Consider the following 12794-nt stretch of genomic DNA (forward strand, 5'->3'; position numbering starts at 1 on the left):
CCGCTACCCACCAGTGGCAGCCGCTGGTTAAAGAACGTTGCCACCCGGATGGTCCCACCACCCGGCTGTATGATCTGGAAGTCGCCAAGGGCCTGCATCAAGACAATACCGATACCTCTACCTCCAGCGGTACGGAGGGGTAATGCAAAGTATTAACAACACCTTCGCCACCCTCTCACAGCCCTCCTCTCTAACATTTTGTATACGTTAATTATTAACAAAAAAGTAAATAAAACTTTAGTGGTAATAGCATGTCACACATCGCTTGATGAATGACTATAGAGTGAATATATCAACACATAAAAAATACATAACTTATTGAAAGTAATATTTTTATTATACAAAAACAAGGTTTTATAAAACCTGGTCCTGCGCACTCCAGAAAGATGGAGATTTAAAGTATGTATGGGTAAGCAATGAGGAGGAGTATAGGGCAAAACATTTATTTTCTGAGTTATTTTTGTGTACAGTACCATCAGCTATAGTAAACACTACATTTGAAGCAGTGCGTACAATAACAAGGAGAGTTTTTCATGAACGAAGCCTTAGCCTCTACTGGACAGAGGAAGCGAGAGAACGCGAGGAATACCTCTCTATTTGATTTCTATGGAAAACCCCGTTTTGCCAAGGCTCTCCCACTATCGCTTCAGCATTTGCTGGCGATGATTGCAGGTGTTATTACGCCCCCCATCATTGTTGCTGGCACAGTAGGTGCAAGCATAGAGGAAAAATTACTACTGATTCAGATTGCCGTCCTGGCATCAGGTGTATGCACGGTTTTCCATCTATACGGGGTCTGGAAATTCGGTGCGCGTTTACCTGCCATTTTTGGTGTAGGTTTTGCCTATGTGCCCACCTTGGTAGCGATTGGAGCGCAGTACGGCATTGAAGGGATATTAGGCGCCCAATTGATAGGCGGCATAACGATGGTAGTGGTGGGCTACTTCATCCAGTATATACGTCATCTTTTTCCTCCCGTCGTGGCGGGTACAGTCGTGTTAGTCATTGGTTTATCCCTATACGACATTGCCATTCGCTACATGGCAGGCGGCGGCAACGTGGACGCCCCTGATTTCGGTGACCCGATTAACTGGATAGTGGCAATGGTCACGTTATTAACCGTATTGGTCGCCGCTCAGTTTGGCAGAGGAGTTATCAAACTTTCAGCCATTATTGTAGGTATCCTGGTGGGTTACCTGCTGTCACTCGCATTAGGAATGGTCAACTTCAGCAATGTGGCAAGTGCATCCTGGATCGCCAGACCCAGAGCAATGCCATTTGAGATGCAGTTTCATGCTGCCGCTATCGCCTCAATGGTCGTCATCTGCGTCATCAACTCCGTGCAAACAATTGGTGATTTATCGGCAACCACCGTTGGCGGCATGAACCGCGAACTAAAGACCAAAGAGTTGACAGGGGGCTTACTTGGTAATGGGTTAACCACCACCATTAGCGCTTTCTTTGGCGCCCTCCCCACTTCCACGTTCAGCCAGAATGTTGGTATCGTCGCGATGACCAAGGTGATTAGTCGTTACGTTCTGGTAATAGCTGGTTTATTCATGATTCTCGCCGGTCTCAGCCCTAAGTTCGGGGCGATTATGACGACCATTCCCTACCCTGTATTAGGAGGAGCAACGATTACGGTATTTGGCATGATCACCATGACCGGCATCCAGTTACTCATCAAAGATGAACTCTCCGCCCGTAATATGACCATAGTGGGACTCGCACTTGCACTCAGCCTGGGTATCGCATCGGTTCCCGCTTCCATTGATCAGTTCCCATCAATACTTAAAGACCTGATCGGGGGTGCTCCTATTGTGGTAGCCGCCATTACCGCCTTTACACTCAATATTTTACTGCCCAATAAATCGCTATCCGATGAAGCTGCTGAGCGCGAGGCCATTGCCAAAGCGGATACTCTTTGAAAGCCTTCCTATAATGATCTGAGTCAAAGGGCGGCAATAAGTAGGCGACTAAGATGCTCGGATTTTCATCTTAAGGAGTCTGCGCAATGGAGCTTGTGTGCCCTGCGGGCAACTTGCCCGCCCTGAAGCGTGCCGTGGATGATGGCGCCGATGCCGTCTATTTCGGTTTCCAGAACGCTACAAACGCGCGCCAGTTTGCTGGGCTGAATTTCGCAGAAAAGCGCGCCCGTAAGGGTATCGACTACGCCCACAAGTACGATAAACGGGTATTCTGCGCGATTAATACCTACCCCCAACCCAATCGCTGGCAGCAGTGGACCCGCGCCGTAGACCAAGCAGCCGACCTGGGCGTGGATGCCTTGATTCTCGCCGATATGGGGCTGCTCGACTACGCCACTCAGCACCATCCTGACGTGGCACGACACCTTTCGGTACAAGGGTCGGCGACCAGTCATGAAGCGCTGCGTTTCTACCACGAGCACTTTGGCATCAAGCGTGCCGTCCTGCCCCGGGTGTTATCGATTACCCAGGTGCGTGACTTAGCCAGGCAAACGCCGGTAGAACTCGAAGTTTTTGCCTTTGGTAGCCTGTGTATCATGGCCGAAGGGCGCTGCTACCTCTCCTCCTACCTCACCGGCGAGTCGCCCAATACGCGGGGGGTCTGCTCGCCCGCGGCTCATGTTCGCTGGGAAGAGACGTCTCAAGGTCTGGAGTCGCGACTTAACAATGTCCTCATTGATCGCTACGCCGAAGGCGAACGCGCAGGCTACCCCACCCTGTGCAAGGGGCGCTTTGAGGTAACAGGCGAGACCTATCACGCCATTGAGGAACCCACCAGCCTCAATACGCTGGAGCTCTTACCAGAACTGCGTGAGCTGGGTATTAGCGCGGTAAAAATTGAGGGACGCCAGCGCAGCCCCGCTTATGTGTCAAAGGTAGCTGGCATTTGGCGTCAGGCGCTGGACCGTCTCGAAGACGCTCCCGGACGTTTTCATCCAGAACACGCCTGGATGGCCGGTCTTGCTGAGCTTTCCGAAGGTGCCACCACCACATTGGGCGCCTATGAGCGCCGCTGGAAATAGGAACTCATCATGTCTGAATCCCCTACCCTGCAACTGTCGCTGGGCCCGGTACTCTTCTACTGGACCCGGGAGCGCTACGCCGAATTCTACCGTCAGGCAGCCGACTGGCCAGTGGAGATCGTCACCCTGGGAGAGACGGTCTGCTCGCGGCGCCGTGACATGAAGTTGGACGACTGGCTGGGTATTGGTCGCGAGCTCACCCAAGCGGGCAAACAGGTGGTTCTCGCTAGCCAGACCTTGATTGAGTCCGAGGCCGATCTCCGCGATTTGCGTAAGCTTTGTGACAACGGCGACTTCATCGTTGAAGCCAACGACCAGAGTGCCCTGCAGCGTCTATCCAGTGCCAGGTTACCCTTCATAGCTGGGGCCGCGCTAAACCTCTACAACCCCGCCACCCTGGGAGTAATGGCACGCGTCGGTATGCAGCGTTGGCAAGCGCCCGTGGAAATGTCACAGCAAGACTTAGCTCAGTTGATTAAGGACTGCCACCAGGCGGGTGTGCCCCAGCCTTGCGAAGTATTCGCGTATGGGCATCTCCCCTTGGCCTGGTCGTCTCGTTGTTTTACCGCACGGCGCCACCAAAAACCCAAGGACCGCTGCCAGTTCGTCTGCCAACAATACCCCGAAGGCTTGATGCTACGCTCACAAGAGTCCCGCGATGTTTTCACCCTGAACGGTATTCAGACCCTTTCAGGCGCCTGCCAGGATCTTCGCCATGAACTGTCAGTGATGGCGGATATGGGCGTTTCAGTAGCACGCCTAAGCCCACGGGCAGAAGGCATGGCTGAAGTGGTCAATGCCTTTAACCAGGCCCGCCACGGCAGACTGCCCTCACCCAGTCCATTAACGCTGGTAGATGCCGAGACCTGCGATGGCTATTGGTACGGCCAACCGGGCATGGACAATACCCGCACTGGGGCCATTTGACATCCCCCAAACCTTCACGCTGGCACTACCGAGCGTAAAGAGATTCAACCTCAAGTGTCAAGAAAACTCATTTACAAACAAGGACTAAGTGACAAAAGATTGATGCGGGACAACTCAAGTTCCAGCCCCGATCCTATAGTGAAATAACATGATTCTATAGGGGGCACCGGCAATGGCAAACGAGTCTTCGAACAGCCTCTTCCATCAGGCTTTCAATCCGGCCGTAAGCCGTAGGGATGTATTGAAGACCGGCTCCGCCGGTACCCTGGCCCTGGTGGCGGGCTCAATCCCGCTTCCCTTCATATCGTCCGAGGCTGCCGCTCAGGGAGCTTCAGTAGCCGCCTCTGAGGAGCGTGTGGTATGGAGCGCCTGCACGGTTAACTGCGGCAGTCGCTGCCCCTTACGTATGCATGTGCGCAACGGCGAGATCACCTGGGTGGAAACCGACAATACCGGGCTTGACGAGTATGGCAAGCATCAGGTTCGCGCTTGCCTGCGCGGTCGTTCGATGCGCCGTCGTGTCTACAACCCCGACCGCCTGAAGTATCCCATGAAACGTGTCGGCGCCCGCGGCGAGGGCAAGTTCGCCCGCATCAGCTGGGACGAGGCCTATCAACTGCTCACCGACAACCTCAAACGTATTATCGCCGAGTACGGCAACGAGGCCGTCTACCTCAATTACGGTACCGGCACTCTGGGCGGCACTGTCACCAAGTCCTGGCCACCCGCCTCGTCTCTGGTGGCGCGCCTGATGAATCTTTGTGGCGGCTACCTCAACCATTACGGCGACTACAGCACCGCGCAGATTGCCGCCGGACTCAACTACACCTATGGCGGCTGGGCCGCCGGCAATAGTGTCTCCGACATTGCCAACACCCGCCTGCTGGTGATGTTCGGCAACAACCCCGCCGAAACACGTATGAGTGGCGGCGGAATCGTCTACCATCTCGAGGAAGCCCGGCAACGCTCAGACGCCCGGATGATCATCATCGATCCGCGCTACAACGACACCGCCAGCGGTCGCGAGGACGAATGGCTCCCCATTCGCCCCGGCACCGACGCTGCCTTGGCGGCAGGCCTTGCCCATGTACTGATCAGCGAGGATCTGGTCGACCAGCCGTTCCTGGATCGCTACTGCGTCGGCTATGATGAGCGCACCCTGCCCGAAGGTGCACCGGCTAACGGCCACTACAAGGCGTATATTCTCGGCGACGGGCCGGACGGCATCGCCAAGACCCCTGAATGGGCCTCGCGTATCACCGGCATTCCCGCCCGGCGTATCGTCCAGCTCGCCCGGGAGATCGGTTCGACCAAACCATGCTGTATCGTCCAGGGTTGGGGGCCACAGCGTCACGCCAATGGCGAGTTGATATCACGCGCCATCGCCATGCTGGCCATTCTTACCGGTAATGTCGGCATCCCTGGCGGCAACAGCGGGGCCCGCGAGAGTGGTTACGCCATCCCTTTCGAGCGTTTCCCCACCCTGGAAAATCCCATCGACACCAGCATCTCCATGTTCACCTGGACCGATGCCATTATCCGTGGCCCCGAAATGACCGCCACCCGGGACGGCGTACGTGGCAAAGAAAAACTCGATGTCCCGATCAAGTTCATCTGGAACTATGCGAGCAACTGTCTGGTGAACCAGCACTCCGAGATCAACCGCACCCATGAGATCCTCGCCGATGAAAATCTATGCGAGATGATCGTGGTGATCGACAACCATATGACCTCCTCGGCACGCTACGCCGACCTCCTGCTGCCCGACCTGACCACCTCCGAGCAGATGGATTTCGCCATGGATGCCAACGCTGGCAACATGAACTACCTGATCTTCGCCGATCAGGTCATCGAGCCTCTGTTCGAGTGCAAGTCGATCTACGAAATGTGTAGTGAAATCGCCGCACGCATGGGTGTCGGCGAGGCCTTCACCGAAGGCCGCACCCAAGAGGAGTGGCTACGTTTCCTACTGGCACAGAACCGGCGGCGCGACCCTAACCTACCCGATTTCGAGGCGTTTCGCGAAATGGGTATTTATAAGCGCCAGGATCCTGACGGGCACTTCGTGGCCTACCGCGACTTCCGGCGTGATCCCGAGGCTAACCCGCTCACTACGCCCTCCGGCAAGATCGAGATCTACTCCGCGGCGCTGGCCAGAATAGCGGCCGAGTGGGAACTTGAGGAGGGTGATGTCATCGACCCGCTGCCGATTCACGTCTCCGCTTTCGAGGGGTGGGATGCACCGGAGCGCGTGCAGTATCCATTGCAACTTATCGGCTTTCATTGCAAGTCACGCACTCACTCCACCTACGGTAACGTCGCAGTGCTCAAGGCCGCCGTCCGCCAGGAAGTGTGGATCAACCCCATCGACGCACAGGCCAGAGGAATCGCTAATGGTGACAGTGTGGAAATATTCAACGACCGTGGCCGGATACACATCGCCGCCAACGTCACCCCGCGCATCCTACCCGGCGTGGTAGCCCTCTCCCAGGGTGCCTGGTACACCCCCAACCACCACGGCACGGATCTGGCCGGCAGCATCAACGTGCTAACTACTCAACGACCCTCGCCGCTGGCCAAGGGCAATCCTTCGCATACCAACCTGGTCGACGTGCATAAGGCCTGAGGAGGGCGTCATGACGCAATACGGCTTCTACATAGACTCCAGCAAATGTACCGGGTGCAAAACCTGCCAGCTGGCATGCAAGGATTACAAGGATCTTGATGTCGAGGTGAACTACCGGCGTATCTACGAGTACGCGGGGGGTTCCTGGCAGGCCGACGGCGATACCTGGCAGCCGTCGATCTTTTCCTACTACCTGTCCATCGCCTGCAACCACTGTGCTGCACCACCCTGCGTGTCCGTCTGCCCCAGTGGCGCCATGCACAAGCGCAGCGAGGATGGTCTGGTAGTGGTGGATACCGATGTCTGCATCGGCTGTAAATCCTGTGCCATGGCCTGCCCCTACGGCGCGCCCCAGTACAGTTCGCGCAAGGGTTACATGACCAAGTGCGATGGCTGCTACGAACGGGTCGCCGAGGGACTCAAGCCAGTCTGCGTGGAGTCCTGCCCCCTGCGTGCGCTGGATTTCGCCCCCATTGAGGAGTTGCGTGAGCGCTACGGAACCCTTGCCGAGATTGCACCACTTCCAACGGCGTTGCTGACCGGCCCTAACATCGTGATCAAGCCGAACCGCAATGCCCGTCCAGTGGGCGACACCACCGGCTTCCTCGCCAATCCCAAGGAGGTGTGACATGGGCTGGCACGAACTTCCCCTGGTGGTATTCACCGTCCTGGCACAATGTGCCGTGGGCGCTTTCATTCTGCTTGGTGCGCTAATGCTCTCGGGAAGATTGGAAGGGGCAACGCTGCGCCGTCTTAATCGCCCGATGCTGATCATTTGGGTGCTGATGGGCGTGGCCTTCGCCGCTTCGACACTGCATTTAGGGTCACCGTTGCGCGCGCCTAATGCTTTGTTGCGCCTGGGCGGCTCCTGGCTAAGCAACGAAATTTTCTTCGGCAGCCTTTTCTTTGCCCTCGGTGGGCTGTTCTGGCTGCTAACCCTGCTCGACAAGGGCACGCCTCTGCTGCGCATGGTGCTGCTCGGCATTGCCATGCTGTTCGGCATTGCCTTCATGTACGCGACCATCCGTGTCTATATGATTCCCACTGTGCCAACCTGGAATACCCCCTTCACTCCGCTGGGCTTTTTCCTGACCAGTGTTATAGGAGGTGCCTTGCTCGCCCAGTTATTGCTCAGCCTGAGTGACCAGGGGCACCGCCTGCTGGCACGTTTACTGCCGTGGCTGGGAGCCCTGGCGTTAGCGGTGGCACTGGGCTCCAGCGTAGCCCACGCCATGAGCCTGGCGGGCATTCAGAGTGCCATCCAGTCAGCGGTCGACCTGATACCCCACTACCAGAGTTTACTGCTCATTCGCTTGACGTTGCTGGCCACCGTATTGGCATTGTGGTTGTTCGCCCTGCGTAGCCAGCGCCACCAGACGCTAATGCTGAGCCTCAGCTTTGTGGTGGTGCTGGCGGCGGAAATGCTGGGACGCAATCTCTTCTACAACCTATACATGACCGTCGGTTTGTGAGGCACTCTATGCAATCACTCGCCCACTCCGCACGCCTGCTGGGTGCTTGGTTCTACTACCCGCCGGACGCACCAGCCCTGGAGCAGTTGAACCAGCATCTCGGTGATGGCAGCCTGGCCGAAGCATGGCCCTACGATGTGGGCCATTGGCTCACGACGCTGAGTGAAGCATACCGGCAACCACTGTGCGAGGAGGCCTACCAGCAGCTGTTCGTCGGCCCGGAGGCACTTGCCGCGCCGCCCTGGGGCTCGGTCTACCTTGACCCCGAACAAGTGGTCTTTGGCGACTCTCACCAGACACTCAAGCGCTTCCTGGAACAGGAAGAGGGGATATCACTGGCGACCGCCCGACGCGAGCCGCTCGACCACTTCGGCCTTCTGGTTCTGCTTCTCGGCCAGTTGGCGATGGAAGGACGCGAGGCTGGTGTCGATCGGCTACTCGGGGAATTTCTCCTACCCTGGAGCGGGCGTTATCTTGAACAGTTGGAGGAGCACGCTCCCCACCCCTTCTATCGCGCCCTGGCCCAACTGGGCACGATAACCCTGGGCCAGTGGCAAACAGAGCGGGGTATCACCCCGCAGCTATTGAGGCTCTACCGATGAGCCGTATCGACGAACGCTATCTGCGTGCCCGCCTCGACCATACCCGTCTCAGCCGCCGGGAACTGCTACGGGGATTACTGCACCCGGTCACCGCGTCTTTCGCCGCGACGCCACCGCCCCGCCAGCAACGCGAGACACCCCGTCCACCCCAGGCTCAAGAGGAAACTCTTCTTGCCCGGCTATGTAGCGGCTGCGGTGCCTGTGCCACCGTCTGTTCCAACCAGATCATCAGCATGGAACACGGGCTCCCACGCTTAAATCTGGAGCACAACCATTGCGACCTATGCCTGGCTTGCACGGCCGCCTGCGAGACACGCGCCCTCGCTCCTGAACTACCAGCTATGACCGGGCTCATCCCGGAGTTCAATGACAATTGCGTCTTGAGCTATGGCGAATCTTGCACGTTGTGCCAGCAGGCGTGCCCCGGCCAGGCCATCACCTTGCCTGCCACAGGGCTGCCTCTGGTGTCCGCAGAGTACTGCCAGGGATGTTCCCGGTGCGTACAATCCTGCTACGCCTCGGGCTGTCATATGCATCCCCTGCCTGTATAGAAGCGCCCCTTAGCTCTTTCGATACCTATTCGACACCCTACCGTACGCAGGGCAGCCTGCCCAAGCCTCCTATTAAAACTTGCAGCGATGCCAAATTACGCCCTGCGCGCCAACCGTTCCAGCCCCAGCAGCACTTCACCCAAACGCCCCTGAGCAAGGTCGTCCTCGCAACCATCAAGAAGATTCTTGAGCATCAACCCCAGCTCCGTGTCCCCTTCCATGACTAAGCGACGCTGGAAAAACAGGCTGTCAGGATCTTCACGTCGTGTAGCCAGGCAAAGAAATTCACGCCAGCCCCCCCGAATGGTTGCCTCACCCTTCTCACGGCACAATATCAGGCGCTGCGCCTCCAGCGTCAGACTTAGCGTTACCCCTAAATCACCGATAGCCAGGGTAATACGCCGCCCCTCCAGGACATCGAACTCACCCTCTTGAAGAGGCACTGAGAACGTCCGGTTGAGCAAGGGCTCCACCAGGCGCCGCTTGATAACGAAAGGCACTTTGGGGTCAAGAATACGAATCAGATGCTCAGGGTTTACAGGTAGAGGCAGTAACGCAGACGGCACGGGAACGGCAAAAGGTAGCAACGACACAACACACTCCTAAGTAAAAGCATCAACAGTAAACGCTATGGTCTATGCTAAGTCCTGCTCTTGCGTTGCAAACTGATATGCATCAGTAGAGACAAAATAATCCAACTCATGGCCATTGCGATTTACCCGCTCTACTCATGCTAACCAGGAAGGAGGGATGATGAACGGCGGCTAACACCACTTGATTAGGTGCCAAATATCCCACAAGAGTGTGTTCAATCCGCTACGCGCTTACATTAGGTAGCTAATCTCAACATAGATTTAAGTACCTCAGCTATTTTATAAGGAGAAAGGCTTTGCTCGGGTCCCTGCTAGGATGCACTGCCATTGCGCTACTGCTTGCCACACTTGTCGCCCGCATACGCCTACGCTGGTGGTGGATACGCAGCTTTGAATTTCCCCGCCTTCAAATTGCCGTACTGGCGTTAATCAACGGAGTGGCCGCGCTCTTTCTGCTTGAACCCGGCACATGGCGGTCCGTGGCAGGTATTGCGGCATTAGTGACTCTGCTGCTTCAGGCCCGCTACATACTGCCCTGGACACGCTGGTGGCCAGTAGAGGTGAAAACAGCTGAAAATCCACCGCCTGACCAAACAGTTACCTTGCTTATCGCCAACGTGCTGACTCCAAATCGTCAGACAGAAGGCCTGATGAGCATGATCAGACACCACCAACCCGATATTGTTTTAACACTGGAGTCAGACCAATGGTGGCAGGAACAGCTTGATCAAGAGCTGGATGCCAAGTGGCCCCATAGTGTCAAAGTGCCCCTGGATAATCTCTATGGTATCCACCTTTACTCACGCTTGCCGCTCAGCGATACCTCAGTTAAGTGGCTGATTCAAGATGATATTCCCTCTATCCATACCCATGTCACACTTAACAGTGGCGACACAATTCGGTTTTATGCGGTGCACCCACGTCCACCAGCGCCGGGAGAAAGCGAAAAATCACTATGGCGAGATGCAGAACTGCTATGGATAGGGAAGGAAATACACGAACAGCCTAAAGCAACACTGGTGGCCGGTGACCTGAATGATGTTGCCTGGTCACGAACCACACGGCATTTCTGCCGTATAGGAGGAATGCTGGACCCACGCCGGGGGCGCGGGATGTTCAGCACTTTCCACGCCAAATACCTTCCACTGCGCTGGCCACTTGATCATGTATTTGTAAGCGAACACTTTACCCTGCTGGAAATGCGGCGCCTGGAAGCATTTGGCTCCGATCACTTTCCTATTCTAGCCTCCTTTTGTTATCGCCCATCCCGAAAGCATGAGCACGATACACCCAATGCAACACAGGAAGAGCGACAGCAAGCCAACGAAACCATCCAGCAGGGTAAAACGGAAAAGCAACAAACTTAGGTTTACCCACCCGCTGGCTTAATGGGGCACTCCCCCTTTGGTAAGTACGGTGGGGTCCAGTAAGCGCTCTAGAGTGGCACGATCAAGGTCTGTTTCCTCTTCTGCCACGTCGATAATCGGCCTGCCAGCCTGGTAGGCCTTTTTGGCAATAGCGGCGGCGGCGTTGTAGCCGATCACACTATTCAGCGCAGTGACCAGAATAGGGTTGCGCGCCAACGGCCCCTGTAAATTATCTTCCCGCACTTTAAAGGTCGCAATGGCACGCTCGGCGAGCAGCTTGGCGGTACTGCTCATTAGGGTAATGGATGTCAGCAGATTGGATGCCACCAGCGGCAGCATGACATTAAGCTGGAAATTGCCACTTTGCCCCGCCACGGTGATCGCCGTATCCAGCCCGATTACCTGCGCTGCTGCCTGTGCTGCCGACTCAGGGATTACCGGATTGACTTTCCCAGGCATAATAGAACTGCCCGGCTGCAACGCCTCAAGCTCAATTTCACCCAATCCTGCCAGCGGCCCAGAGTTCATCCAGCGTAGGTCATTGGCAATTTTCATAACCACACAGGCGAGCCCTTTAAGCTGCCCTGATAACTCCACCGCGGCGTCCTGGGAAGCTAAACTGGCAAAAAAACTGTCGTTCGGGGTGAACGTTAAACCTGTTTGCTGACTAAGCTCATCCGCCATTTTTGCAGCAAATCCCTCAGGCGCATTAATGCCAGTACCCACTGCCGTCCCCCCCTGGGCTAATCGGCATAACCGCTCCATGGCACTATCAATTCGCTCTACCGCCTGATTTACCTGACTAGACCAGGCCCCAAGCTCCTGGTCCATACGCAGTGGCATCGCATCCATCAAATGGGTACGGCCAGTTTTAACCACATGCGCCAGCTCACTTGCCCGTTTATCAATGGCATCTTGCAATATGGCCAGTGCTGGGCGCAGTTGCTCATTCACCGCAATCGCTGCCGAAAGATGGATTGCCGTAGGAATAACGTCATTGCTCGACTGCCCCATATTTACGTGATCATTAGGGCCGACTTCAATACCTTCTCTGCTCGCTAGCGTCGCCAACACCTCATTGACATTCATATTCGTAGAGGTGCCCGATCCGGTTTGATATACATCAATCGGGAAATGTTCATCATACTGACCATCAATCACAGCCAGAGCCGCCTTTTCAATCGCGCTGGCACGCGCCTCATCAAGCAATCCCAATGTTAGATTCGTACGGGCGGCCGCCAGCTTGATCCGGGTAACCGCATGAATAAAAGCCACAGGCATCGGCCTGCCGGATACTGGAAAATTATTGATGGCTCGCTGGGTTTGCGCACCATAAAGAGCCTTGGCAGGTACCTCAAGCTCTCCCATGCTATCTCGTTCAATACGTGTTTCCATCCTCGCTCCCCTTATGCAGATAATAAACACTCAAGTGATAACGCTTCTCTCTATCTTTTAGATTAGCTGCCCTTGAGCATTAGGTAAATGAGTATTAGGTAAATATGCATGTGCAGTGGTAGATCCGCCGAACTCGATAAAGACATATTCAAGACACGGTTATGTTTAAGACACATCTATGTTGCACCGCACAAAAACAGTTGCTATGCTGCAATGCAAGATAAACAGATATCAGCAGCGGGGAGTGTTTG

11 protein-coding genes are annotated in these 12794 nt (G+C 55.7%); 9 read left to right on the plus strand and 2 right to left on the minus strand.

Features of this window, described 5'->3' with window-relative positions; genetic code table 11:
* The first annotated feature begins 533 nt into the window (after window positions 1-533).
* The 8 genes from HP566_RS12145 to HP566_RS12180 all read left to right on the plus strand — a co-directional run bounded on the left by HP566_RS12145 (window position 534) and on the right by HP566_RS12180 (window position 9188).
* On the plus strand, window positions 534-1928 hold the full coding sequence (locus tag HP566_RS12145; protein WP_249977529.1) for a uracil-xanthine permease family protein: 1395 nt from the start codon (window positions 534-536) through the stop codon (window positions 1926-1928).
* Between the two features lie 86 nt (window positions 1929-2014).
* On the plus strand, window positions 2015-3010 hold the full coding sequence (gene ubiU, locus HP566_RS12150) for a ubiquinone anaerobic biosynthesis protein UbiU (protein ID WP_249977530.1): 996 nt from the start codon (window positions 2015-2017) through the stop codon (window positions 3008-3010).
* A gap of 9 nt (window positions 3011-3019) precedes the next feature.
* On the plus strand, window positions 3020-3937 hold the full coding sequence (locus HP566_RS12155) for a U32 family peptidase (RefSeq protein ID WP_249977531.1): 918 nt from the start codon (window positions 3020-3022) through the stop codon (window positions 3935-3937).
* A gap of 172 nt (window positions 3938-4109) precedes the next feature.
* Window positions 4110-6563, plus strand: a complete 2454-nt coding sequence (locus tag HP566_RS12160) for a DmsA/YnfE/YnfF family dimethyl sulfoxide reductase (RefSeq protein WP_249977532.1) — start codon at window positions 4110-4112, stop codon at window positions 6561-6563.
* A 10-nt stretch (window positions 6564-6573) separates the two neighbouring features.
* On the plus strand, window positions 6574-7191 hold the full coding sequence (locus HP566_RS12165; protein ID WP_249977533.1) for a DMSO/selenate family reductase complex B subunit: 618 nt from the start codon (window positions 6574-6576) through the stop codon (window positions 7189-7191).
* A 1-nt stretch (window position 7192) separates the two neighbouring features.
* A complete protein-coding gene (locus HP566_RS12170) occupies window positions 7193-8035 on the plus strand; it encodes a DmsC/YnfH family molybdoenzyme membrane anchor subunit (protein WP_249977534.1) in 843 nt (280 codons plus the stop codon).
* An 8-nt stretch (window positions 8036-8043) separates the two neighbouring features.
* A complete protein-coding gene (dmsD, locus tag HP566_RS12175) occupies window positions 8044-8637 on the plus strand; it encodes a Tat proofreading chaperone DmsD (protein WP_249977535.1) in 594 nt (197 codons plus the stop codon).
* Window positions 8634-9188, plus strand: coding sequence for a 4Fe-4S dicluster domain-containing protein (locus HP566_RS12180; RefSeq protein WP_249977536.1), 555 nt, complete (start codon window positions 8634-8636; stop codon window positions 9186-9188). The genes dmsD and HP566_RS12180 overlap by 4 nt, the downstream gene beginning before the upstream one ends.
* Window positions 9189-9283: 95 nt before the next feature.
* Here the strand turns inward: HP566_RS12180 and ubiT are convergent, their stop codons facing one another.
* The gene (gene ubiT / locus HP566_RS12185; protein ID WP_249977537.1) at window positions 9284-9781 is read right to left on the minus strand and encodes a ubiquinone anaerobic biosynthesis accessory factor UbiT; all 498 of its coding nucleotides are present in this window, start codon (window positions 9779-9781) and stop codon (window positions 9284-9286) included.
* A gap of 296 nt (window positions 9782-10077) precedes the next feature.
* Between ubiT and HP566_RS12190 the strand changes: the two genes are divergently transcribed.
* A complete protein-coding gene (locus tag HP566_RS12190) occupies window positions 10078-11148 on the plus strand; it encodes an endonuclease/exonuclease/phosphatase family protein (protein ID WP_249977538.1) in 1071 nt (356 codons plus the stop codon).
* A gap of 18 nt (window positions 11149-11166) precedes the next feature.
* Here the strand turns inward: HP566_RS12190 and HP566_RS12195 are convergent, their stop codons facing one another.
* Window positions 11167-12543, minus strand: coding sequence for a class II fumarate hydratase (locus HP566_RS12195; RefSeq protein WP_249977539.1), 1377 nt, complete (start codon window positions 12541-12543; stop codon window positions 11167-11169).
* Window positions 12544-12794: the final 251 nt, after the last annotated feature.

This window comes from Vreelandella olivaria (assembly GCF_023507745.1).
GTDB lineage: Bacteria > Pseudomonadota > Gammaproteobacteria > Pseudomonadales > Halomonadaceae > Vreelandella > Vreelandella olivaria_A.